General features: G+C 68.8%; 22 protein-coding genes. 10 read left to right on the top strand and 12 right to left on the bottom strand.

Annotation, left to right across the window (positions count from 1 at the left end; all coding sequences use genetic code 11):
- Window positions 1–6 precede the first annotated feature (6 nt).
- The 4 genes from SK803_RS10740 to SK803_RS10755 form a co-directional block, all read right to left on the bottom strand.
- A complete protein-coding gene (locus tag SK803_RS10740; protein ID WP_319965701.1) occupies window positions 7–495 on the bottom strand; it encodes a DinB family protein in 489 nt (162 codons plus the stop codon).
- A gap of 40 nt (window positions 496–535) precedes the next feature.
- Window positions 536–1546, bottom strand: coding sequence for a glycoside hydrolase family 19 protein (locus tag SK803_RS10745; RefSeq protein WP_319965702.1), 1011 nt, complete (start codon window positions 1544–1546; stop codon window positions 536–538).
- A gap of 163 nt (window positions 1547–1709) precedes the next feature.
- Window positions 1710–2396, bottom strand: a complete 687-nt coding sequence (locus tag SK803_RS10750) for a chitinase (protein WP_319965703.1) — start codon at window positions 2394–2396, stop codon at window positions 1710–1712.
- A 122-nt stretch (window positions 2397–2518) separates the two neighbouring features.
- Window positions 2519–2902, bottom strand: a complete 384-nt coding sequence (locus SK803_RS10755; protein ID WP_319965705.1) for a VOC family protein — start codon at window positions 2900–2902, stop codon at window positions 2519–2521.
- Window positions 2903–2960: 58 nt separating this feature from the next.
- Here SK803_RS10755 and SK803_RS10760 point away from each other — a divergent pair, with 58 nt between their 5' ends.
- Window positions 2961–3395 carry a hypothetical protein gene (locus SK803_RS10760; protein WP_319965706.1) on the top strand — a complete coding sequence of 145 codons (435 nt, stop codon included), beginning with the start codon at window positions 2961–2963 and terminating at the stop codon, window positions 3393–3395.
- Here SK803_RS10760 and SK803_RS10765 read toward each other — a convergent pair whose 3' ends face one another.
- A complete protein-coding gene (locus SK803_RS10765) occupies window positions 3396–4658 on the bottom strand; it encodes a BNR-4 repeat-containing protein (protein ID WP_319965707.1) in 1263 nt (420 codons plus the stop codon).
- Between the two features lie 53 nt (window positions 4659–4711).
- On the opposite strand from SK803_RS10765, the gene SK803_RS10770 reads away from it, so the two are divergent.
- Window positions 4712–7906: a GH92 family glycosyl hydrolase gene (locus SK803_RS10770; protein ID WP_319965708.1), complete on the top strand. Its 3195-nt coding sequence runs from the start codon at window positions 4712–4714 to the stop codon at window positions 7904–7906.
- Here the strand turns inward: SK803_RS10770 and SK803_RS10775 are convergent.
- Complete coding sequence (locus SK803_RS10775) at window positions 7893–8570, bottom strand: alpha/beta hydrolase (protein WP_319965709.1); 678 nt, start codon at window positions 8568–8570, stop codon at window positions 7893–7895. The genes SK803_RS10770 and SK803_RS10775 overlap by 14 nt on opposite strands.
- A 19-nt stretch (window positions 8571–8589) precedes the next feature.
- On the opposite strand from SK803_RS10775, the gene SK803_RS10780 reads away from it, so the two are divergent.
- Window positions 8590–9483, top strand: coding sequence for a phosphotransferase family protein (locus tag SK803_RS10780; RefSeq protein WP_319965711.1), 894 nt, complete (start codon window positions 8590–8592; stop codon window positions 9481–9483).
- Here the strand turns inward: SK803_RS10780 and SK803_RS10785 are convergent.
- Window positions 9478–10386 carry an RluA family pseudouridine synthase gene (locus tag SK803_RS10785; RefSeq protein WP_319965712.1) on the bottom strand — a complete coding sequence of 303 codons (909 nt, stop codon included), beginning with the start codon at window positions 10384–10386 and terminating at the stop codon, window positions 9478–9480. The genes SK803_RS10780 and SK803_RS10785 overlap by 6 nt on opposite strands.
- A gap of 93 nt (window positions 10387–10479) precedes the next feature.
- Here SK803_RS10785 and SK803_RS10790 point away from each other — a divergent pair, with 93 nt between their 5' ends.
- The gene (locus SK803_RS10790; protein ID WP_319965713.1) at window positions 10480–11343 is read left to right on the top strand and encodes an EamA family transporter; all 864 of its coding nucleotides are present in this window, start codon (window positions 10480–10482) and stop codon (window positions 11341–11343) included.
- Here the strand turns inward: SK803_RS10790 and SK803_RS10795 are convergent.
- Window positions 11246–12133 carry a LysR family transcriptional regulator gene (locus SK803_RS10795; protein ID WP_319965714.1) on the bottom strand — a complete coding sequence of 296 codons (888 nt, stop codon included), beginning with the start codon at window positions 12131–12133 and terminating at the stop codon, window positions 11246–11248. The genes SK803_RS10790 and SK803_RS10795 overlap by 98 nt on opposite strands.
- 80 nt (window positions 12134–12213) lie before the next feature.
- On the opposite strand from SK803_RS10795, the gene SK803_RS10800 reads away from it, so the two are divergent.
- Both SK803_RS10800 and SK803_RS10805 read left to right on the top strand, forming a co-directional pair.
- Complete coding sequence (locus SK803_RS10800) at window positions 12214–12816, top strand: hypothetical protein (RefSeq protein WP_319965715.1); 603 nt, start codon at window positions 12214–12216, stop codon at window positions 12814–12816.
- Window positions 12817–12826: 10 nt separating this feature from the next.
- Entirely contained in the window at window positions 12827–13498 is a 672-nt protein-coding gene (locus SK803_RS10805) for a fibronectin type III domain-containing protein (RefSeq protein ID WP_319965716.1), read from the top strand.
- A gap of 178 nt (window positions 13499–13676) precedes the next feature.
- Here the strand turns inward: SK803_RS10805 and SK803_RS10810 are convergent, their stop codons facing one another.
- The gene (locus SK803_RS10810; protein ID WP_319965717.1) at window positions 13677–14321 is read right to left on the bottom strand and encodes a hypothetical protein; all 645 of its coding nucleotides are present in this window, start codon (window positions 14319–14321) and stop codon (window positions 13677–13679) included.
- A gap of 187 nt (window positions 14322–14508) precedes the next feature.
- Here SK803_RS10810 and SK803_RS10815 point away from each other — a divergent pair, with 187 nt between their 5' ends.
- Genes SK803_RS10815 through SK803_RS10830 form a run of 4 tightly spaced genes read left to right on the top strand, consistent with a single transcriptional unit; the run spans window position 14509 to window position 20727 of the window.
- Window positions 14509–16671 carry an NHL repeat-containing protein gene (locus SK803_RS10815; RefSeq protein WP_319965719.1) on the top strand — a complete coding sequence of 721 codons (2163 nt, stop codon included), beginning with the start codon at window positions 14509–14511 and terminating at the stop codon, window positions 16669–16671.
- Window positions 16668–17633, top strand: a complete 966-nt coding sequence (locus SK803_RS10820; protein WP_319965720.1) for an AAA family ATPase — start codon at window positions 16668–16670, stop codon at window positions 17631–17633. Before SK803_RS10815 ends, SK803_RS10820 begins: the two co-directional genes overlap by 4 nt.
- On the top strand, window positions 17630–18736 hold the full coding sequence (locus SK803_RS10825) for a DUF58 domain-containing protein (RefSeq protein ID WP_319965721.1): 1107 nt from the start codon (window positions 17630–17632) through the stop codon (window positions 18734–18736). Before SK803_RS10820 ends, SK803_RS10825 begins: the two co-directional genes overlap by 4 nt.
- Window positions 18733–20727, top strand: a complete 1995-nt coding sequence (locus SK803_RS10830) for a DUF3488 and transglutaminase-like domain-containing protein (RefSeq protein ID WP_319965722.1) — start codon at window positions 18733–18735, stop codon at window positions 20725–20727. Before SK803_RS10825 ends, SK803_RS10830 begins: the two co-directional genes overlap by 4 nt.
- A gap of 1 nt (window position 20728) precedes the next feature.
- On the opposite strand, the gene SK803_RS10835 is transcribed toward SK803_RS10830, so the two are convergent.
- From SK803_RS10835 to SK803_RS10845, 3 genes are all read right to left on the bottom strand, one after another.
- Window positions 20729–21250, bottom strand: a complete 522-nt coding sequence (locus SK803_RS10835; protein WP_319965723.1) for a hypothetical protein — start codon at window positions 21248–21250, stop codon at window positions 20729–20731.
- 52 nt (window positions 21251–21302) lie between these two features.
- Entirely contained in the window at window positions 21303–22919 is a 1617-nt protein-coding gene (locus SK803_RS10840) for a serine/threonine-protein kinase (protein WP_319965724.1), read from the bottom strand.
- Window positions 22920–23003: 84 nt separating this feature from the next.
- Window positions 23004–23585 (bottom strand): DUF4230 domain-containing protein, encoded by a 582-nt coding sequence (locus SK803_RS10845; protein ID WP_319965725.1) that lies wholly within the window; start codon window positions 23583–23585, stop codon window positions 23004–23006.
- Between the last annotated feature and the right edge of the window lie 121 nt (window positions 23586–23706).

Here is a 23706-nt window from a genome sequence, read left to right on the forward strand (position 1 = left end):
CTGCCGTCAACTGAACAGCTGATCGGTCGTCGACGCACCGTCCAGCGCCTCGCGGATGATGTCCGCGTGCCCGGAGTGCTGTGCGGTCTCGCGCAACACGTGCAGCACGATCCGCCGGACCGGCCAGGGTTCGGGGTTCGGGTCCCACGGCGCGGAAGGCATCGCGACCAACGCGTCCAGCGAAGCGGCGCGCACGGCCTCGTCGGTCGCGCGCGCCGCTTCGGTGTAGGAGGAGAGCAGTTCCTCGAAGGAACCGCCTTCCCAGACGTACTGGCCGGTGTCGAGCATGCCGTCCGGTGTGCCCGGCCGGCCGGTGATGATGTGCGTGTAGGCGCGCTCACCCTGGACGAGGTGCTTGAGCAATCCGCCCAGGGTGAGCTCGCTGACCGTCGTGCGCTTCCGGGCGTCGGCCTCGGACAGGTCGCGCATCGCGATGCGGAAGACCCTGCGCTGGTCGTCCAGCATCCGCAGCAGTTCGTCGTGCTCCGTCGTCATGCGGCCAAGCTACGGCCGAACTAGGACGGATCGCGTCCTACTAGCAGTAGAGGTTCGCACCGGCCGGCACGCCGAGGATCCCGACGAACTGCTGGTACTTGGTGACGCGGCTCTGCACCTGGCCGGGGTTGCCACCGTTGCACTCGAGCGAACCGTTGATGCTGCGGATCGTCTCGCCGAACCCGTTGCCGTTGACCATGGCGTTGTGCCCGGTGATGGTGCCCGGTCCGGTCTGCGTGTTCCAGTACCAGAGGCCCGTCTTCCACGCGATGGCCGCGTCCGTCTGGACCAGTCGCGGGTTGTTCAGCAGGTCGATGCCTAGTGCGTCGCCGGCGGACTTGTAGTTGAAGTTCCACGACAGCTGGATCGGGCCGCGGCCGTAGTACTGGTCGGCCCCGGCGGGGCAGCCGTACGGACGGCTCCAGTCGCAGTAGACGCCCGGCGTGATCTCGGTGATGTAGACGAGACCACCGGTTTCGTGCGAGACGTTCGCGAGGAACGCCGCCGCTTCCTGCTTCTTCACCGTGTCGCTGCCCGTCTTCGCGAAGCCGGGGTAGGCGCTCATCGCGGTGACGAGGCCGCTGTAGGTGTAGAAGCCGTTGCGGCTGGGGAACATCTGGTTGAACTGGGCTTCGCTGACGACGAAGTCGCCGCCGCCACCACCACCGCCACCACCGCAGTTGTACGGCTCCCAGAACCACGTGGAGATCGTCGGGTCGTAGCCGGGGTTGTCGTGCTCGGCGATGTAGTAGGAACCGTTGTACCGCACGATGTTGCCGGTCACGTAGGCCCTGCCCGCGACCCAGTCCGTGGCGGTGGTGCAGGTGCCGCCGCCGCCACCTCCACCGCCGTCACAGCTCGTCGGCTCCCAGAACCAGGTGGAAATCGTTGGGCTGTAACCGGGGTTGTCGTGCTCGGCGATGTAGAAGCCGCCTTCGAACTTGACGATGTTGCCCGTGTAGTACTGCTTGCCCTGCACCCAGTCGGTGTAGGTGCAGGCCTGCGCGGACACTTCCGCCTGTGAAGAAGCGGTCGGTGCGATGACTGCCATTGCCACCATCACACCGGCCGCGATAGACGCCAAGATGCGTTTTCTCAGCAAGGTCACCCACTCCTGGAGTCTGTGCGCCCGGAGAATCACGGATGTGAACAACGCTGAGATTGGCACCATTGGTCCAGACCAGTCAAGGGTCTAGACCTGTTTTGTCAACTGTTCAGCAGTACAGGTTGCCACCCTGCGCGACGCCGATGATCCCGGTGAACTGCCGGTACTTCGACACACGGCTCTCGACGGCGCCGGGGTTGCGGCCGCCGCACTCCAGGGAACCGTTGATGCTGCGGATCGTCTGGCCGAAGCCGCGCGAGTTGACCATCGCGTTGTGCGGGGTCATCGTGCCAGGCCCGTTCTGCGTCATCCAGTACCAGATCGCGGTCCGCCACGAGATGGTCGCGTTCGTGGCCACGAGCTCAGGGGTGCCCAGCAGGTTGACGCCGAGGTAGTCGCCGGCGGCCTTGTAGTTGAAGTTCCACGACAGCTGGATCGGGCCACGGCCGTAGTACTTCTGGGGTGACGGGCAGCCGTAGGGCCGGGTCTCGTCGCAGTAGTCCCCGTTCTGGTTGATCTCGCGGATGTAGTAGAGCCCGCCGGTCTCGTGCGAGACGTTGGCCAGGAACGCCGCGAGCTCCTGCTTCTTCACCGTGTCGCTGCCCTGGTTCGCGAACGAACCGAACGTGGCCATCGCGGACTTCAGGCCGCCGTAGGTGTAGAAGCTGTTGCGGGACGGGAACATGTTCTTGAACTGCGTCTCGGTGATGATGAACTGCGCTGCCGTCGCCGGCTGAACGAACGTGAAGACGCCGATCAGCGCGACGAACAGGGCGGCGGCGCGTGTCCTGAACATGGGACCAACTCCTCGGAGTGTCAGGGCGCCCACTGTGTGTTACCGCTCTCACGGTGGCAGGCGGGGCACTCCGAGCACAAGAGGTGGTCTATACCTTTTAGATACGTGAACCGATCGTCAGGTCAGGACCCCGAGCCGTACGGCCTGGTGATGATCTCCAGCGCGTGGCCGTCCGGGTCGTTCCAGTAGACGCCGCGCCCGCCGTCGTTGCGGTTGATCTCGCCGGGCTGCGAGTGGAACGGGTCGGCCCAGTACCGCAGGCCGCGCTCCTGGATCCGGCCGAAGATCTGGTCGAACTCCTCCTCGCTCACCAGGAACGCGTAGTGCTGCTCGGTGATCGGGTCGCGGCTGGTCATGTAGTCGAGCGAGACGCCGTTCGCGACCTCGACGACGAGGAACGGGCCGAAGCGGACCGCTTCTGGCAGGCCGAGAAGCTCGGTGAGGAAACGCGCTGAGCGCTCCTGGTCCGAGACGTGGACGATGGTGTGGTTGAGCTGTACGGGCATGTGTCCTGCATACCCCGGTGTCAGGGAGTTGTCAGCGCGAACGGTGATGATCCCCCACATGAAGAGAGCGATCATCACCGTCGCGTTGGTGCTGCTGGGCTTCGTCTTCCCCGGTGTCGCCAACGCGGAGACGCCGCCCGGTTGTGCCAGCGCGGGGCAGATCGGGGCGACCGCGTACATCAAGTTCCAGGGCGACAACATCGCGTCCGTGAAGCAGTTCGCGGGTTGCGGCTCGAACTGGTCCTACGTCTACATGTGGGAGAGCTTCCGCAACTCGGGTCACCACTGGATCACCGACACCGCGGTCGCCGTGTACAGCAGCGCGAGCGACACCACGCCGGACAGCCACAAGGGCGGCAAGAGCAACCCCTACGACCCCAAGGAGTTGTGGAGCAGTCCCACCAACACGCTGAGCAAGTGCACTGCCGCCTACGGCCTCGTGAGCGTCGCGCAGGACTACAGCTACAACAAGTACACCGGCAAGCGCTGCTGACTAACCCCTGAGCGAGAACACCGGCCACTTGCCCGTGTGGTTGGTCTTGCGGGTCTCGTAGTCGATGGTGTTCGCGACCAGGTCGCTCGGCCGGTTCTCCACGAAGTTCGCGTAGAACGTCGTGTCAGCTCCGGCCGAGTACGGCACCGCGAGGTCGTGCTTCGGCGTCACCGAACCGCCGGGCGTCCACGACTTCACCAGGAGCCGCTTCCGGTCCGCGCTCGCGTAGGAGAAGTGCACGCTGTTGCCGGTGGCGACGAGGTCCTTGAACAACGACGTCGAGGTGTCCGCGGTCGTCGAAGTCCAAGTGCCACCGGCGAAGCGCGACAGCACGATCTTGGCGCTGGTCCTGGTGTGCACGCCGTAGCCGAGCACGAGCGAGCCGTCGTCGAGCGGCACGGTCACCGGGTTCTCCTCCGGCAGGCCCTTGCCGGCGGGCAGGTCGAGCGGGTTCGTCGTCACGACACGGGTCTTGTCGAGGTCCGCCGCGTCGATGACGGTGGCGAGCGACGTGCCGCCGACGGTGAACAGGTTGCCCGAGACCGTGTCGAAGTAGGCGACGTAGATGTTCTTGCCGCCGCCGTTGTGGCCCTTCGGTCCGCCGTGCATCGACCAGGTCAGATAAATGCGGCCGTTGCGTTGCGTCACGCCGAACGCGTAGACCTCGGCGTACCTGTCCGCGGTACGACCGGAATCGATGATCATGCGGGGCGCGGACCACGTCCTGCCGTTGTCCGTCGACTTGATCATCTTGAACGTGCGGTACGGGTGCGACAGGTCCGTGTTGTGGCTGTAGAACAGGTGGATCGTGGTCCCGATGACGACCGGCTCGGGGTAGGTGTTCCTGTCGGTGGAGATCGTGCGAGCGGTCCACGTGCCGGTGATCGAACGCGGCGCCGGCGCGGTGTAGAACTGCATCGAGCTCGTGTGGGTCGCGCGGAAGACCGCGAGCCTGCCGTCGCCGAGCTGCGTGAGCACCGGATAGTCGTGGTAGGCGTTGTCGTGCGTCAGGTTCAGCGCGGCGACCTTGACCGCGGCGGACCAGGTGTTCGCGGCGTGGTCGAACGCCTTGACGTAGATGTCGTGGTTCGTGCCCGAGTACGTCACGAACGTCTTGTTGACCGCCGCGTCGTACACGCCCGCGCCGTTGGTGCGCAGGCATCCGTAGACCGACGTTGTCGTGACGGTGTCGAGAGTGGCTGCGGCGTGTGCCGGTTGACAAAACGCGACAAGAAGCAGCAACGCCACGGCTGATGCGCGCATCGCCGACCTCCGATGGGTGTCGGGGCGGCGACGTTCCGACAATACTGCCCCCTATGCGGACACTGGTTGTAGTCGGACTGTTACTGGGGTTAACAGTCCCTGCGCAAGCGGCTCAAGCGGACGAGGACCCCTCGTCACTGGTGAACCCCTTCGTGGGTACGCAGAACTTCGGCAACACCTTCCCCGGCGCCTCGGTGCCGTTCGGGATGGTGCAGGTCAGCCCTGACACGGGAGGACAGGGCGGGTACGACTACAAGGCAACCTCCATCTACGGCTTCTCGCAGACACACCTGTCGGGCGTGGGCTGCGGGGTCATGGGCGAGCTGCCGGTGATGCCGACAGTCGGGTCCGTTGACAACGTTGACATCAACGCCTACAAGTCGGAGTTCAGCCATTCGGACGAGACCGCGCAACCCGGCTACTACCGGGTCGGGCTGTCCCGTTACGGGGTGAACGCCGAGGTCACGGCCACACCACGAACCGGTTGGCAGCGCTACACCTTCCCGTCGTCGGCCGCGGCCAACGTCCTGTTCAACACGGGACGGTCCAACCAGACGGTGCTCGACTCGGAGATCCACGTCGTCGGCGACCGGACCATCGAGGGCCGGGTGCGCAACGGCAGGTTCTGCGCGGGCAAGGACGAGCACACCGTCTACTTCACGGCGACGTTCGACCGGCCGTTCGCTTCCTTCGGCGCGTGGCGGGGGAGTGTTCCCACGGCGGGTGCCAGGGACGCGGCCGGAACCGGCGGGAACGGCGCGTGGGTCACGTTCGACGCGACCGCCGACCGTGACGTCGTGCTGAAGGTCGGCCTGTCCTACACCGGGATCGAGGGCGCGCGGAAGAACCTCGCGGCGGAGGCTCCCTCCCACGACTTCGACGCCGTGACGGCCGCGGCGAAGGAGACCTGGCGCAAGCAGCTGGACGCCGTGAAGGTGTCCGGTGGGCCGCGGGACCGGCAGGTCGCCTTCTACACCGCGCTCTACCACTCGGTGCTGCACCCGAACCTCGCCGGTGACGTCGACGGCAGGTACATGGGCTTCGACGGGAAGGTGCGGACGGCTTCGGGTTACACGCCGTACCAGAACTTCTCGTTGTGGGACACGTACAGACCACAGAACCAGCTGTTGCAGATGCTCGAACCCGAGGTCGCCCGTGATGTCGCACTGTCCGTCGTGGCCAGTGGACGTGACGGAGGATGGTTGCCGCGCTGGGCTTTGGCGTCGTCCGAGACCAACATCATGACCGGTGACCCGGTGACGCCGTTCCTGGTCGAGGCCTGGTCGAAGGGGCTGCTGAAGGGCTTCGAGGAGGAGACCTACCAGCTGTTGCGCACCAACGCCTTGTCGCTACCGCCGGCGGAATCGCCGTACAACGGGCGTTCGGGCGTGCAGTACTACTCGGATCGCGGGTACATCCCGTCCGGTCTGAAGCTCGGCACGGACTGCGCGCACAAGGGCGGCGACAACGACTGCGTGCACCCGGCTTCGGCCACGCTGGAGTACTCGGCGGCGGACGCGTCACTCGCCTTGATGGCCAAGGGACTGGGCAAGCGTGCCGACGCGCGGCTGTTCGGTGATCGCGGGCAGTGGTACCGCAACCTCTGGGACTCGTCGATCGGCCAGTTCCGGCCGCGCACCGTCGCCGGCACCTGGCTGACGCCGTACAACCCGGTGGACGCCTCGCACCAGTTCCACGAGGGCGGCGCCTACCAGTACCAGTGGCTCGTGCCGCAGGATCCGGCCGGCCTGGTGTCGCTGATGGGCGGGCGCAAGGAAACCGAGAAGCGCCTCGACTCGTTCTTCGCCTACGACAAGCTCCTGGTGGATCCCGCCGGTACCGCACGGCGCGACTGGATCACCGAACCGTACGACTACTACGGCAAACCGACCTACAACCCGAACAACGAGCCCGACCTGCTCGCGCCGTACATGTACCTGTGGACGGGCACGCCGTCGAAGGCCGCGACGGTCGTGCGGGCGGCCATGACGTTGTTCACCACCGGCCCCGACGGCATGACGGGCAACGACGACCTGGGCACGATGTCGGCCTGGTACGTCTTCTCGTCGCTGGGCATGTACCCGACGTTCAGCGGCGGCGACTTCCTCGCCCTGTCGTCACCGCAGTTCCCGTCCGCGACCGTCCGAATCGGACAGTACGGATCCCAGGGCGGCACGCTGACCGTCGCCGCGCCGAACGTCTCCGACTCGGTGCGGTACGTGCGCAGTGCCTCGTTGAACGGGCGTGACGTCCGCAAGACGTGGCTGGACTGGGACTCGGTGCGGCGTGGCGGCAAGCTCTCCTACGAGGTGTCCTCGAAGCCTTCGTCGTGGGGCACCGGCCGTTCGGACGAGCCGCCGTCGTTGAACGACGGCAACACCGACTCGCGCCGTGCGTTGTCCGCGTCGCTGCGGAACACCGAGATCGTCATGCCGACCTCGGATTCCGCGCAGTCGCTGACCTTGCAGCTCGACGTGCTGGCGCAGTCTCCGTCCGGCATGACCGTCCGGCCTGAGGTCACCGCGCCGGCGGGCTGGAAGGTGAGTGGCGCCAAGCCGTTCGTCATCGTGTCGCGCCATCTGCCGACGCAGAAGACCGTGCCGTTGACGGTGTCGGTGCCCGCGGGCACTCCGGTGGGTTCCTACGAGGTCTCGGTGAAGGTCGAGTCCGTGACGGTGAAGGCCGCGATCGAGGTGAAGCCGGCCGCGTTGTGCGCGTTCTCGACGTGTTCGGTGGACGTCGGTCCGGAGCGCAACCACGACGGCACCGCCACCGTGGCCGACTCCGCCGCGGGCAACTTCGACGGCGGCGGCTGGAGCTACGACGCCGCGTTGCTGCCGCCCGCCGGGCCCGTGACGTGGGGCGGCATCACCTACCAGGCACCGGATCCGGCGGGAACCGCGCCGAACTTCGTGGAGGCACGGGGTCAGGGTCTGCTGCTGCCCACCGGCCAGTTCTCCTGGCTGCACGTCGTGGGTTCGTCGCACAACGGGCCGGTCTCGACCGCCTTCACCGTCTGGTACACCGACGGCACCTCGGCCGAGGTCGCCGCCACGGTGCCGGACTGGGCGGCGGGTGGCCCGGTGGTGCTGGAGATGCCGCACCGGATCAAGGCGGGCCAGGGCGTCGACGGGCCGCCGGTCCGGCTGTTCGGTCAGTCGCTGCGGCTGGACGCGGCCAAGACGGTCCGGTCGGTGACGCTGCCGAACGACCCGCGGGTGGAGCTGTACGCGCTCACACTCGCCTGAGGATGATCTCGGCGATCTCCTGTGCGCGCGGAATGTGCGGGCAGTGATCGCCGTCGATCTCGATCGCGGGGGTGCCGAGCCGCTCGAGGGCGGTTCGGCACATCCACTCCGGCCTGATGGTCCGGTCCTGCCGGGGCACGATCACCGTGCTGTCCGGCAGGTCGTCGTGCCGGTGGCGCTGGGTGAACGCGCCTTGCGGCTGGAAGAGCCGCAACGTGCCGAGCGCGAACTTCAGCTGTTCGAGGTTGCAGTCGTGGAACAGGAAGTAGGCGCTCACGGCCGGCTCGCTCAGCAGGTCCGCGCCCGACCACCCGAACCACTCGGGCGGGAACATCTCCTCTCCGTGATCCCGCAGTTCCTCCATCACGCTCATGCCACCGGTGAGGTCCGCGATCAGCGCGCCGATCCACACCAGGTGCCGTGCGCCGAGCCGGTTCGCCGCGGCGGGCAGCAGCAGGCCGCCGCCGGAGTGGCCGATCACGACCGGACGGTCCGCATCGGGGAACTGGCGGGCGACCTCGTCCGCGTAGTCCTCGGCCAGCCAGCCCTCGCGGTCGGTGAGGTCGGCCGCGAACGTGCGGTGGCCGTGCTGCTCCAGCAGGGTTCGCAACGGCTGCCAGCAGGCCGGCGTCTGGGTGGTGCCGTGCAGCATGACGAAGTCCATGGCACTGAATACTGGCAGGGTGGAGCTCCTCGACAGCAGTCAGCGGTCGAACGTCTGGGCGGACGGCGACCGCATCATCAAGCAGGTCATCGGCGACCCCGTGGCGTTCGAGCGCGAGATCACCGCGCTGAGGCTGGCCGAGCACACCGGTGTCGTCCCGCGCGTCCTCGACGTGGACCCGGACAAGCGGACCGTGGTGATGGAACGGCTGCGGTCCGAGCCGCCCGCCGAGGACTGGGTGGTCGACTACGCCCGCGGCCTGGCCAAACTGCACGCCGCCACGGGACCTGAACACGCCGGACTCCTGCCACGCCAGCGGATCCCGGACCCGGAGCCGTTCCTGCGGCTCGTGCGGGCGCTGGACGTCGAGATCGGCGGCGCCGAGAGCGAGCTGGCGTTCGAGGACACCGGGAGGTTCGACCTTCTGCACGGCGACCCGTGTCCCGGCAACGACATGTACACCGAGGCGGGCGCCAGGTTCGTCGACCTCGAAGGCGCGGCGCTGGGCGACGGCGTGACCGAGCTCGTCTACCTCCGCATCGGGTTCCCGACCTGCGCGACCGTCACGGAGACGCCCCGGGAACTGCGCGAAGCCGCCGAGCAGGCCTACTTCGAGGAACGCGGCTTCACCGGGGGCGTGGAGGACGCGTGCGTGCGATGGCTCGTGCAGGGTGACGCGTTGGTGCAGCGGTTCGATCGCGACGGCACCGACCACCTCGCCAGGGTCGTCGACGAGGACTGGTTCTGGTACAGCACGACCGCGCGTGGCCGGCTGATGTTCCGGTCGCGGGTCGTGGCCGGGTTCACCGAGACGCACCCCGAGATGAGCGCGCTCGCCCGGCGGTTGCACGAGCGGATGAGCGAGATCTGGGCGCCGCAGCCGATCGGAACCGTCCGCACGCACGTCTCATGACCAGGCGGACAGCCTCAGCCGCGAGGTGAACGCGTGCTCCTGGCCGGACACCGGGTCCACAAAGGACAACGTGCGGGCCAGCAGCTGCAGTGGTGAGGAGAAGTCGTCCAGCGGGCGCTCCCGCAGCACCGGGTAGAAGTCGTCGTTCACGATCGGCACGCCGAGCCCGGACATGTGCAGGCGCAGCTGGTGGGTGCGGCCGGTCAGCGGCTTCAGGTGGTAGCGGCCCAGGCCGTCGCGATGCTCCACAAGGGACACGTGCGTCTCGGCGTTCGGTTCGCCCTCGACCTCGAACGCGGTGATGATGCCGCGCTCCTTCATGATCCGTGAACGCACGACCAACGGCAGTTCCAGCGCGGGCTCGTAGCCGGCGATCGCCTCGTATTCCTTCTGCACCAGCCGATCGCGGAACATCGTCTGGTACTTGCCGCGCAGGTCGCGGCGCACCACGAACAGCACCAGCCCGGCCGTGACCCGGTCCAGCCGGTGCGCGGGGGAGAGGTCGGGCAGGCCCAGCGAGTCGCGCAGCTTCACCAGCGCGGTCTGCATGATGTGCTGACCGCGCGGGATCGTGGCCAGGAAGTGCGGTTTGTCCGCCACCACGATGTTCTCGTCCTGGTAGACCACGCCCACCTCGAACGGCACGGGCACCTCGACGGGCAGGTCGCGGTGGAACCAGATGTAGCTGTCCGGGACGAACGGCGTGTCGATGCCCAACGGCCCGGACACGCCCCAGATCCGTTCCTCGCGCAACATCTCATCGATGCGTTCGGAGGCGACCCGTGGCAGGCGTTCCACGAGGTGGTCGCGCAACAGCGGCCACGAACCTTCTGGCGGCAGCTTCAACCGCGCCGCGTCCAGGCCGTTGCGCTGGGGGAGAGGGGAGGAGGGTTTGCGTCTCATCGCACCGGCCAGTCTAAACGTTCGGGAAAACCGAACGATATCGCTCGAAAACATTCGCTGTACCGAAAGGACCTGGTCAACGAGGCTGTAGCCATGGCGGTCTTCCTGGTCCTCGGTTCGGTCATCTCCCTGCAGTTCGGCGCGGCCTTCGCCAGTCAGCTCTTCGGCCAGATCGGCGCGCCGGGAGCGACGGCGCTGCGGCTCGGCATCGCGGCGCTGCTGCTGGCCGTCGTCTTCCGGCCGAAGTTCCGCCAGGAGGCGCTCGTGCTCGGGATGACCATGGCCGGCATGAACGGCACGTTCTACCTCGCGCTCGACCGGATCCCGCTCGGCGTGGCCGTCACGATCGAGTTCCTGGGGCCGCTGGGGCTCGCGGCGGTGCTGAGCAGGCGGCCCAGGGACTTCGTGTGGGTCGGGCTGGCGCTGGCCGGTGTCGTGATCCTGGGCGTGCGGGAGTACACCGGTGCGAAGCTCGACCTGATCGGCGTCGCGCTCGCGTTGCTCGCGGCCGTGTTCTGGGCCTGTTACGTGCTGGCCGGGCGGAAGCTCGCGACGGCTGGGCTCGGCAGCGGAGGCCTCGCGGGGGCCAGCCTGATCGCGGCGGCGCTCACGTTGCCGTACGGGATCTCGACGGCCGGTGCCGCGTTGTTCGAGCCGAAGATCCTGTTGCTGGGCACGCTGGTGGCGCTGCTGGCGTCCGCGATCCCGTACACGCTGGAGATCCGGGCGCTCAAGACGTTGCAGGCCAGCACGTTCGGCGTCGCGCTCGCGCTTGAACCGGCGGCGGCCGCGCTCGCCGGCGCGGTCCTGCTGGGCCAGCACCTGAGCGTGGTCTCGCTGGGCGCCATCGCCCTGGTGATCACAGCCGGGGTTGGAGCGGCACTGCGGAAACCGCCAGCGCCTCGCGAAACGCCCGCACCGCCGGATGCTGACCTCGTCCTGCCCGTGCCGCGGTGAACAGCAGCCGGGACTGGGGGACCGGCAGCTCGTGCAGATCGACGGTGACCTCGCGGTCGTACCAGATCAGGTCCGGCAGCAGCGCGACCGCGAGGCCCCGTTCCACGAACCGCAGCTTCACCAGGACGTCGACCGAGGCGAACCGCACGTCCGGCTCGTAACCCTGGTGGCGGCACCAGTTCGTGTTGAAGAGCCGCTGCGGCATGCCGACGGTCTCCATGATCCACGGGAACGAGCCGATCTCGGTGATCGGCAGTCCACGTGGGACGGCCAGCCGGATGGGGTCCCGGAACAACTCCCGGTACTCCAGGTCGGGGAACCGGGGCTCCGGCTGGTCCGGCCACTCCTCCAGGAAGACGAGGTCGAAGTCGCGGGCGTTCAAGCCGGAAAGCGCTTCCGCCGGGTCCAGCACCTGGAACTCGATCCGAAGTGACGGATGCTCGTCTCTCATGCGCGCCAGCGTCGCCGGGATCAGCGCCAGTGCCGCGGTCTGGAACGTCGCGACCCGCAGCGTGCCGGTGATCTCGTGCAGCGACGCGGCGACCTCCGACTCCGCCTGCTCCAGCCGGGCGAGGACCTCCTCGGTGTGCCGCACCAGGATCTCGGCCTGCGGGGTGAGCTTCACCCGCCGCCCGACGGGTTCCAGCAGCGGCACACCGACCTCGGTCTCCAGCAACGACAGCTGCTGCGACACCGACGACGGGCTGTAGTTCAGCGCCTGCGCGACGGCCGCGAGCGTGCCCCGTTGGGAGAGTTCTCGTAGCAACCGCAGGCGATGGAGGTCGAACATCGGATCATTATCAGATACAGTGCCGCTACCGCCCCCTGAGAAAACGTGCTGTCTCCAGCACGTCTTGAGGAGGTATCGGTATGTCCAAACGACTCCGCACCGTCGCGGGGATCGCTCTGGCGACCGGTCTGCTCGTGGCGGGTTCTCCCGCACTGGCGCAGGTGGAAACCGGGCCGTGGACCAGCGAATCGCCGTCGTTCAGCGTTCAGCAACGCGGCTGCGGCACGGTCAGCGGTCTCACGTTCCAGCTCACCTGTTCCACCGCGAGCGGTGATCAGCGTGCCGAGCGCCGGTACGCCACTTACACCGGCGGCACGCGGCAGTTCGAAGGGAGCTTCCGGATCACGAGTCTCGGAGGCACCCGCGTGAGTCTCAAGCAGACGTTCCGGGAGGCCCCCACCGCGGGACCGTTCTGGATGCTCGCCGTGGAACGCGGCGGCCGGCTGTACGCAGTGCACGGTGGCACCACCATCGCCACCGGTGCAACGGTAGGCACGACCGTGCGCGTCAACACCGTGCACAACGTGGGCAACGAACACCGCACGTACATCAACGGCTCGCGCAAGCACACGTACGCGAGTTCGGGTACGAGCTTCTACGACAAGTTCGGCGCGTACCGGACGTCCAGCGGCCAGGGACCTGCCACGGTCGTCTGGAGCAACATCCGGTTCTGGCGCAAGTGACCGTTCGCCGGTGATCAAACGCCTTTCCCTGGCGGGACTGCTGTTCTTGGCTGCCTGTGGCCAAGAACAGCAGGACCCGGCGCTGACGTCCGAGCTGACCTCGCCCACCGACGTGACGCTGCACTGGCGTCCGGAGGCGGGGTCGGCCGGGCAGGTCGTCGAGTACGCGAACGCCGCCGACGGCGAGTACACGGTCCTGGAGTTCGCTCCACCGGCCAAGAACTCCTACCAGCACCCGGACCTGATCCCGGAAACCCGGTTCTACTACCGGGTCCGGCCGTTCACCGGGCCCGCTTCCGCCACTGTGGACGTCACGCTGCCTCCCGGTGACGAGGTGCCGGAGATCGAGGGGCCGGACTGGACCGCGCCGCGCAAGGGCGGCAGGGGCACGCGGCCGGTGTCGTCACCGGAGGCGGCGGCGCGGAACCTGAAGGCGGAGGTCAAGCACGCCAACGGGATCCTGTTCACGTGGGAGGACCAGGCCTCCGACGAGGAGGGGTACCTGATCGAGGTCAAGCCGGCCGGCGCGGCGGACTACCGCGTCGCCGTGCAGCTTGATCCGGACACCACGTCGTACGGGGTGATCACACTCCCAGACGAGAAAACCGCGACCTATCGGGTGCGGCCGTTCCGGTTCGGAGCGCCCTCGAACCTGACACATCAGAAGACGGGGAAGGTCTGAGGGCGTGTCTGGCGCTCCACGCGCTCGCGGCGAGCAGCAACGCCGCGAGCGCGTAGGGCCAGCTGGTTCTCTCTGTCAGGGCGAGGCCGACATCGATAGCGGCCATCAGCCCGAACACGCTGGTCAGGAGCCACCAGGTCAGTTGGTCAGCACGAGCGTCGGGGGTCATTCGGGTGGGCTACCCGTTCTCGACCTCCTTCACACCTTCTTCCTCTTCTTTTTTCTCGCCGCGGCGGCGCATGAACCCGAAGCCGGGGATGCCGAGGATGGCCTGGCGCATGTCGCTGGTGACCTCGAGCAGCTGGTGCACCTCGGGGCCGACCCTGTCGAGGGTGGCCAGGATCGGCAGGATGTCGCTGATCAGGTGCTCTGTCAGCACCGGAAGCTCGTCGACCAGCTTGATCGCGGCCTCGACCTCGTGCGGCGAGAGCTCGTCCACGAACCGTTGCGCGAGCGGCTGGGCCTTCTTGGCCAGCGGCTCGTAGATGCTGATCAACTCGTTCGCCGTGTGTGCCGTGTGGCCCGCTGTCGTGACGACCAGCCCGGCGCGTTCGGCGACGTCACTGGCGCTCGCCGTGATCGCGCGGACCTCGTCGACGGCCTTCTCGGCGTCCGCCACGACGTTCGCCGTGCGGTCGACCAGCGCGCCGGCCTTCTCCACGATGCCGTCGACGGCGTCGATCGTGCCGTTGACCTTGCGGACCAGCTGTTCGACCTCGCCGATCAGGTCCAGCACGCGGCCGGGGACCGCGGCGACGGCGGTTGTCGTGTCGATGGCCGTGTTGAGCGCCTGCTTGGCCAGTCCCATCCCGGGGATCTCCATACACCCACTCTGCCCTATGTGTTGATCAGTTCGGCGTAGCGCCATTCGGTTTTCAAAACTGTCGGACCTCGTCATTGCATTCACTGATGTCCGCCAGTCGGCTGACCGGGCGATCCGGGAACCGTGCACCGTCCGAAGTTGTCAGAGCAGGGGGTTAGCATCCCCGGCGGGCGAGGGAGGGCGCGTCATGGCTTGGTGGCACCGGATCAAACGCATTATCTCCGGTGGAGGGCGGGAATCGGCGAGTTTCGTCGCGGCACTGCTGGGTGTTCTGGTGCTCGCGGGCGCCGCGCTGGGGCAGGGCATCTCGCGCACGTCGGTGGAGGTGTCGGACGGGCTCACCTGGCTGGGGGACGACCAGCGCGGTGAGGTCGTGCAGATCAACCCGGTGTCCGGCAAACCGCAGACGCGCCTGCAGATCAGCGGGCCCGACTCGCAGCTGGAGATCGCGCAGGAGGACGGCCGGCTGATCGTCCTGAACCGGCGGACCGGCGAGATCACGGTCATCGACCTGGCGACGCTGCTGGCTTCCGGCCGCAGGCAGGCCCCGCCCGGTGCGTCGAGCAAGGTGCTGGTGTCGAACGGGATGGTGTTCGTCGTCGACCGCGCGGCCGGCACCGTGCACACCGCGGACCCGCTGACGCTGGCCGACGTCGGGCAGACGTGGCAGGCGGGTCAGCCGCTCGCCGACGCCGTGGTGGACGAGCGCGGCGTGTTGTGGCTGGTCGATCACGGCGGCACGTTGCGGTCGCTGGACTGGTCCGACGACGAGGAGCGGTTCCAGGAGCGGTCGCAGCGCCAGGTGTCCGGTGCCGGGCCGCGCACTGTTCTCGTGCCGCACGACCAGGGCGTCACGCTGATCGGGCTCGACGGCGGTGTCGTGGTGCGCGACGGCACCGGTGAGGACGTGTCGTCGTCGACCGACCGCTCGGACGCCGAGGTGATCGCCGCGCAGTCGTCGCCGCTGGACCTGGTGCCCGCGTCGGTGCCGTCGTCCTCGACCGTCGTGCTGGTCGTCGGGCGGGAGGTGCTGCGCGTCGACGTCGGTGCGCTGGGCTGCCCGAAGCCGGGGCGTCCCGCTGTCTACCGCGACAAGGTCTACGTGCCGTGCAAGGGATCCGGCAAGGTCATCATCCTCGACCGCGGTGGTAGCCGCGGTGGCGACGACGTGCGCACTTCCGGCGGGTCCGACCCCGAGCTCGTGTTCGACGACGGCCGGTTGTTCGTGAACGTGCCGGGCTCGTCGACGGGCGTGCTGGTCGACGCCGACGGCGGGACGCGGTCGCTGACGATCCGCAGCCCCGAACTGCCGGTGAAGGACCCCGACCGCTCGCCGCCGCCGTCGGTGCCGCCGCCCCCGCCGCCTAACCCGAACGAGCCGGTGAAGCCGCCGCGCAACCCCGGCAACAACCCTCCACCCCCGGACGTGCCCGCGCCCCCGTCGTCGTCATCGACGCCACCTTCTTCTTCCGGCGGAACGGCTCCGGCCGCGCCCGCGGGGGTGACGGTGCGGGAGAAGTCGCGCACCGCCTCGGCGGTCGTCGTGACGGTGAGCTGGAGCCCGGCCGCGTCCACCGACCCGGTGGTGGGCTACACCGTGACGGGTTCCGGCTCGTTCAGCGGTGGTTCGGTGTCGGCCCAGTCGGCCGGTACGTCCGCCGATCTGTCGGTGCCGTGCACGGGTTCCACGTTCTGCACGAGCGGCAGGCTGGACGTGACGGTGCGCGCCTCGACGGCGACGCAGGCCGGTGCGTCGGGCATGGCGGCGTTCACGGTCACGGCGCCGAACACGCCACCCCCGAACACCCCGCCGCCCAACACGCCTCCGCCGAACACCCCGCCCCCGAACACCCCGCCCCCGAACACGCCTCCACCCAACACTCCGCCGCCGACCACGACGACCACACAGCCCCCGCCTCCGCCGTCGTTGCCGACCGCTGGTGCCGCGGTGATCACCGGTACCACCGGTTTGCGCACCAACCCGACGCGCCGGGTGAACATGGCTCCGCCTGCCGACTGGGCGAACCACAACGGGCGCTGCGAGGTCGTGAACAAGACGTACGGGTTCTCGGCAGGGATTCCGTGCAACGCGACATCGGCGACGATCGACGTGGACGAGGGCAGCAACTCGATCGTGGTTCGCGCCTACGCGGCTACCGGTGCCGGCCAGGTCGAATCGGCGCCGAAGAACGCCTTCTTCACCTACGACGAGTGCGCGGGCAAGCCTTCCTGCATCCCGCGGATGGCTCCCGCCGGTGCGGGGACCGCGCCGATGGGTGCGGGTGGACTGGGCCTGCTGGCTTGCGCGTTCCTGTTGCGCATCGGTGTTCGCAGAGAAGAGGAAAAGTGATCGACACCGGTGAGGTTTCCGCCTTCCGCGACCTGCACACCCGGCTCGGCGACGCGGTCGAGAGCGCGGTGCGCGGCAAGCGCGACGTGATCGACCTGGTGCTGGTGGCGATGTTCGCGGGCGGCCACGTGCTGCTGGAAGACGTGCCGGGCACGGGAAAGACGACGCTGGCGCGAGCCGTGGCGGGCGCACTGGGCGGCCTGTCGCGGCGCGTGCAGTTCACGCCGGACCTGCTGCCGTCCGACGTCACCGGCACCTCGGTCTACGACCCGCAGACGGGCCAGATCCGGTTCCGCCCCGGCCCGGTGTTCGCGAACATCGTGCTGGCCGACGAGATCAACCGCGCGGCGGCCAAGACGCAGTCCGCGCTGCTGGAGGTCATGGAGGAGCGGACCGTCACGATCGACGGCGTCGGGCACGCGGTGCCGGACCCGTTCCTCGTGGTGGCGACGCAGAACCCGATCGACCTCGACGGCACCTACCGCCTGCCGGAGGCGCAGCTGGACCGCTTCATGCTGCGCACCTCGATCGGCTACCCGTCGGTGGAGGACGAACTGGACGTGCTGCGCCCCGGCAGCGGCGCGGGCCGGATCGCCGACGTGCGCACGGTGTCGTCCCCGCGCGAGGTGAGCGCTTTCAGCGGACGTCTGCAGCTGCTGCACGTGGCCGACCCGATCCTGCACTACATCTCCGGCCTGGGCGTGGGCACCCGCACCGACGAACGCCTGCGCCTGGGCACCTCGACGCGCGGTCTGCGCACCCTGGTCCGGTGCGCGCAGGTGTACGCGGCGTCGAAGGGCCGGCACTTCGTCGTGCCGCAGGACGTCCAGGACATCGCGGACCCTGTGCTGGCCCACCGCCTGGTGCTGACGCGGGAGAGCGTGCTGGCGGGCGTGACGACGTCCGAGGTGCTGGCCGACGTCCTCGCGCGCGTGCCGGTCCCCAAGCCCGCAACGCAATGAGACTCACCGTCCGCGGCACCGGAACGGCGGTGCTGGGCCTGCTGATGCTCGGCGTGGGCCTGTGGTGGCGCTACGCGGGCATGACAGCGTTCGGCCTGGCCCTCGTCGCCCTGGTGATCGCGTCCATCGTGTCGGTGCTGGTCGCGTCACCGCTCTCGGTGACGCGAACCGTCCGCCCCCGCACCGTGCCACGCCTGGCCCGCTGCAACGGCCGCCTGGAACTGTCCGCCACCGGCCGCTGGCCAGTGGCACTGGACGCCGTCGACATGGTCGCGGGCGCCCCCTCCGCCGTCGACGTGCCGCTGCTCAAGCCCGGAGTCGTGGAGGCCGTCGACTACGCCATCCCGACCGAACGCCGCGGCGTGTTCGACGTGGGCCCGCTGACGCTGCGCCGCAAAGGCCTGGCCGGCCTGGCACAGGCCCGCACAGTCCTGGGCGAGGTGGTCCAGGTCCGAGTCGTCCCGCGCGTCCTGCCCGTCCGCGGCCTGCCCTCCGGCGCCCGCCGAGGCCAGGTAGGCGCCGACGAACGCGTGGAACGCGGCGGCACCGACCTGGTGGGCCTGCGCGAGTACGTGCCAGGCGACGACCTGCGCCGCCTGCACTGGGCCACCTCCGCGCGCACCGGCACCCTGATGATCCGCGAGGACGCCGACCCGGCCCGCCCGCACCTGGCCGTGCTGCTCGACGACAACGCTGCTTCCTACGCGGAACCCCAACGCTTCGAAGAGGCGGTGGAGGTGGCGGCATCGCTGGTCACCTCAGCCCTGGAGCAAGGACACCCGGTGCGCCTGCTGACGTCGTCCGGCGGCACCTCCCTGGAGGAGACCCAGGACTCGGCCCCGATCCTGGCCGCCCTCGCGGACCTGGAACTGCAGGACACCGACGGCCGCCCGACCGTGCCGGTGCGCGACCTCGACGTCGTGGCCGTGGTCAGCGGGACAACCGTGCCCGCCCTGGTGCTGGAGGCGGGGCGGGCCGCGTTCGGCACCGTGCTCGTGGTGGGGGAGAAGCGGCCCGTGGGGGCTGCCGGGTCGGTGCTGGTGATCAGCGGGGCGAAGGCGGAGGACCTGGTCGACTCGTGGAACGCGGTGGTGGCACGGTGAAGTTCGCGTGGGTTGCCGCTGTCCTCCTCGTCGGCTCGCTCCAGCTGGCCCAGGCCTGGGACGGCGCGCACGTCTACTTCGGACTGGCCGCGTTCGCGGGATTCCTCGCGCTGGGGCTGAAAAGGCTCGTGCCGGCAGGCCTCGCGGGCTTGGCCGTCATGGTGCTGGCCATGACCGGCGGGTTCTTCGCGGCGCGGGGTGCGTCGCCTGACCGCGATCCCACGTGGGTGTTGCTCGACACCGTGCCCCGCCTGCTCACCGCGGCGAGGCCCGCGCCTGCCACGCCTGAGTTGTTGGTGCCGGGGATGTTGCTGATCGTCGGCCTGTCCACGGTGACGGTGCTGTCGGTGACCAGGCGGGGAACGGCGTTGTTCGTGCCCGCGCTCGCGGCGGCGACGCTGTACGTGTCGGCGGCGTTGCTCACCACGGGGCGCGCGGACCGGTACGGGCTGGTCGCGCTGGTGCTGGTGGTGTTGCTGTCGCTGGGGTGGCTGATCATCGACCGGCGCGGGCCGGTGGTGCCGCCCGCGGTCGTCGCGACTGGGCTGGCGGCGTTGACGTTGCTCGCCTTTGTGTTGCCCACCAACGGGTTTGAGCCGCGCAAGCTGGTCACGCCGCCGGTGACCGATGTGGCCATCGCGAATCCGTTGCCGCAGTTGGCTGCGTGGGCCGCGCAGGGGGACGCTGAGTTGTTCCGGATGCGCGGGCCCGAGGTGCCGGTGCGGTTGGTGACGTTGAGCCGGTATTCGGGGGCTTCGTGGGAGGCCGCTTCCACGTACGGGCCGCTGGGTGTGGTGGACGCGCCGGATCTGCCTGCTGGTGGGAAGGTTCAGGACGCGAGCGTTGATCTGCGGATCACCGGGTTGCAGGGCGAGTGGTTGCCTGGCGTGGGGAAGCCGCAGGCGGTCTCGTTGAGCAACGCCATGGTGGATCCGGACACCGGGTCGCTGGTGGTGGCCGAGGGGCTCAGGACGGGGTTGAGTTACACGGTGAGAGGCACCGTGGAGACGCCGGCCGACACGGATCTGGCTGAGGCGAAGGTGCCTGAGGCCACCAGGTACACGGCGTTGCCGCGGTTGCCGTTCACGTTGGCGGAGTACGCGCGGCAGGCCACGGCGAACGCGCGCACGCCGTACGAGAAAGCTGTTGCGCTGGAACAGGTCGTGCGGCTCAACCGCAGGCCGGACGCCGAGGCGCCGGTCGGGTCGTCTTATGCGCGGCTGGAGACGTTCCTGTTCGGACAGACCGGGGAGGCGGGGGCCGGGGCTGGGACGGCGGAGCAGTTCGCGTCGGCATACGCGGTGCTGGCGCGGGCGGTCGGGTTGCCCACGCGCGTTGTGGTCGGGTTCCAGCCGGTGCCGGAGCAGGACGGCGAACGGATCGTGCGGGCCGCGGACGCCACGGCCTGGCCGGAGGTGTACTTCAGCGGGTGGGGCTGGGTGGCGTTCGATCCCGTGTCCGGCAACGGAAGCGGGCCCAGCGCCGCGTCGAAGCGCGAGGTGCTGAACCGGCTCGCGTCGACCACGGCCAAGCCGGCGCCCACCTCGTTGGCCTCAGTGCCGCCGTTGGTGCAACCGACCGCGGTACCGGCCGAGAACACCGCCGTGCCTCAGCCGCCGAAGGGTTTTCCGTTCTGGGTGTTCGCGCCGCTGCTGCTCCTGGTGGCGCTGTACGTGGCACGGACGTCGCGCCGGCTGCGGTTCCGGGCGGCGGGGCCGGTGGGAGCGTGGAACGAGGTGCTGGACTCGTTGCAGCTGGCCGGATTCCGGCCGAAACCGAGCCGCACGGTGCCGGACGTCGGACGAGAGTGGGGCGAGGCCGGGACCACGCTGGCCGTGCTGGTCGACCAGGCCGCCTTCGCACCCGAACCGGTCAGGGCCGAGCACAGCTGGCGGCTCGCGCGGCAGGTCAGGAAAGCGGTGCGGCGCAAGGCTTCCTGGTGGCGCAAGGTGGTGTGGGCGATCGACCCGCGGCCGCTGCTCCGCCGTTGAACTAACGCACCACCTGGGCGGGAATGCAGTTCTTCCACGTCACCTTGAGCAACGCTTCGCACAGCGAGGGTGCCACGTCCGACGGGAACGGGCCGATCCACACGAACTGGGTGAACCGCGAGTCCTCGGGGACGATGGCGTCGCAGACGTCGTCCCGTCTGGTCAGCAGCGCGGTTTGGCCGCTCAGCGCGGGGTTCGCGCTCTCACGATGCTTCACCCACATCGTTTCGTAGTCCAGCAACACTTTCACGTCCGACGTCTGCATCGAGCCTTCCAGCGAGTGCAGCACGAGGACGGACGAGCCCGGGTCACAGGGCATGTCGGTGTATTCGAGCTGGGCGGGCTCGTTCGGAGAGGTGGGAAAAGTGCCGGTGCTGACGGACGACGACGGCCGGAGGTTGCCGCCGATCAGCACGCCGATCCCGATGCCGACGACGAGCGGGATGGCCGCCCACAGCACGAGTGTGCGGCGGTTATGTCCACGAGCGAACAACGGCGGGCCAGCATAGCGAGCGCTTTGCACCGGGGGACCGTACGCCACTCCGTGCGGCCGCAACAACGTGGCTCCGCAACGTTTAGTTCTTGTTCGCGCACACCTTGGCAGAACTACCGCGTTCGCCGTTGTAGCCGAACGCCGCGATTTGGTAGCAACGACGCTGCCCGCCGCCGTCCTCGACGACGTACGTGGTGCTGCCCCCGGTCACCCTGGTCACGGCGACCGGTTTCGCACCGGTCACGTCGATCACCACGAACTCGGCCTGGCCGTCGCTCGGGTCGCTCCACTCGAGCTCGATCGCCTTGCCCTGGTACTCCGCGCGTTTGAGGACCGGGACGAACTTCGGGTCGGTGTTCGGGAGCGGGCCCGCGTCGGCGGAATCCGACGTCGGCGCCGGCAGGGTCGTGGTGGTCTCCGGTGACGTCGTGGTCACCGGCGGTTGCGACCGCTGGTTGTCCGGGCGGTTGAGCACCATGCCCGCGACGATGCCGCCCGTCACCGCGACCACGGCCAGCACCGCCAGCAGCCCGCCGCGCTTGCGCTTGCGGACCGGCGCGGTCATCGGTTCGGCGGGCGGCAGGTCGACGATCGGCAGCACGGCCACCGGCTGCGGACGAGGCGGTTGCGGCACCAGGTCGTGCTGCCGGTAGGTCAGGTCCGCGAGCTGTCCCCGCCAGGAGTCGTCCGGTTCCTCCTGCGGCGCGGGCTCCGGTTCCGGCTCGGGAACGAAACCACGCGGGCCGAAGCCGGGCGCCTCGGTCGGGCCGTCCAGGATGTCGTAGACGCGCTCACCCAGCATCGCCGTCGCGTCCGGGTCCACAGAGGACAGCGAGTTGCCGGAATTGGCCGCCATCAACGCGTCGCGCAACTCCAGCGCCGAGCCGAACCGGTCGGCGCGGTCCTTGCGCAGACAGCGGTTGATCACGGTGGCGAGCCACGGCGGCACGTCGAACCGGGTGAGCGGGCGGGGTTCCCCGGAGCTGACCCGGCCGACGTACGAGAGCAGCGTGTCCTCGTCCGGGTTGTCCGAGGCGAACGGCGGCTTGCCCTCCAGCAACGTGAACAGCGTCGACCCGAGCGACCAGATGTCGTCGGCGAACGACGGCGTGGCGCCCTCCAGCATCTGCGGGGCCGCGTGCCGGTAGCTGACCATCTGCAGCGACGCCGAGTGGCCGGCGTCGGCACCGCGGGCGATGCCGAAATCGGCCAGCACATAGGAAGTGGGCAGCACGAGCACGTTCTGCGGCTTCACGTCGCGGTGCAGGATGCCCTGGCCGTGCGCGAACGCCAGTGCGTCCGCCACCGCGATGCCCGCCGCCACCACGTCCGGCACGGGTAACGGGCCCATGGCGCGCAAACGGTCGTGCAGCGAGCCGCGTTCGTAGAACTCCATGACGATGCACGGGCGGCCGTCCGGGAGCGTCCCCGTGTCCAGGACGGTGACGATGTGCGGGTGCTGACGGCCGAGCTCGACGGTGATCGCCAGCTCGCGGCGGAACCGGGTCAGCGTCGCAGGGTCGGTCACCTGCAGCACCTTGACCGCGACGTCGCGGCCCAGCCCGTCCTGCCGGGCGCGGTAGATCGTGCCCTCGCCGCCCTGCGCGATGACGCGGAACCCGCTGTAGCCGGGCAGCACGACCTCCGGTGCCGAAGCTGCACCGGTAGCGGGCGCCCACGCCATCAGATCGTCTTCCACCAACGAATCCTATCCCGGTGAACTTGGATCACCGCTGGACATTCGCAGCAGAAGCGGACGAGGTTCGGATCTCAGCGGCAGAACTCAGTCGCCGGCGACCTTCACCTGGAATCCCAACGATTGCAGCATTCCGGTGAGCATCACCCGCGTGTTGTCCTCCGCGCGCTTCAGCAACTCGGACCGCTTCGCCGCCTCGGTGAGCTTGGCCTCGGCGGCGACGTAGAACCGTTGCTGGTCAGGAGGTCCCGCGAGCGCCTGCAGGTCGTTGATCAGGCCGCGTTCCTGGCTGAAGACGTACGAACGGTCGTGGTGCAGGTTCGGCTTGTCCAGCTGCGGTTTCGGCAGCTTCAGCTCGACCGTCTTGCCGTCCGGTGACAGGATCAGACCATCGTCCTTCAGCGAACCCAGATCGACGAAGGCGTTGACGGATCCGGCCGCGACGAACAACGTGCGTTCGCCGGCCAGCGCCGCGGGCACCCACTTCACGTCGTTCTCGATGTCCAGCACGACCTGGAATTCGCCCGCCGCGGCGTGGTACTGGCTCAGGTCCCGCACCGATTTGAGCATCGCGGGCTGGCTGCGATCGATCGATTCATCACCGAACGGCCTGAACTGGCCGAAGACGAACACCGCCGCGCCGAGGAGAATGAGAACGGCTGCGACCAAGGCTCCACGGGTGACCCAGCGCCTGTACACCTCGTTGGAGTACCCGTGAGGTGATGCGTGCACACGGTCCGTATGGGCTAATCGACCCGTGCGGAATCAGTCCCGTGTCCACGTGGTTGGC

Source organism: Lentzea miocenica, assembly GCF_033949945.1.
Classification (GTDB): Bacteria; Actinomycetota; Actinomycetes; order Mycobacteriales; family Pseudonocardiaceae; genus Lentzea; species Lentzea miocenica.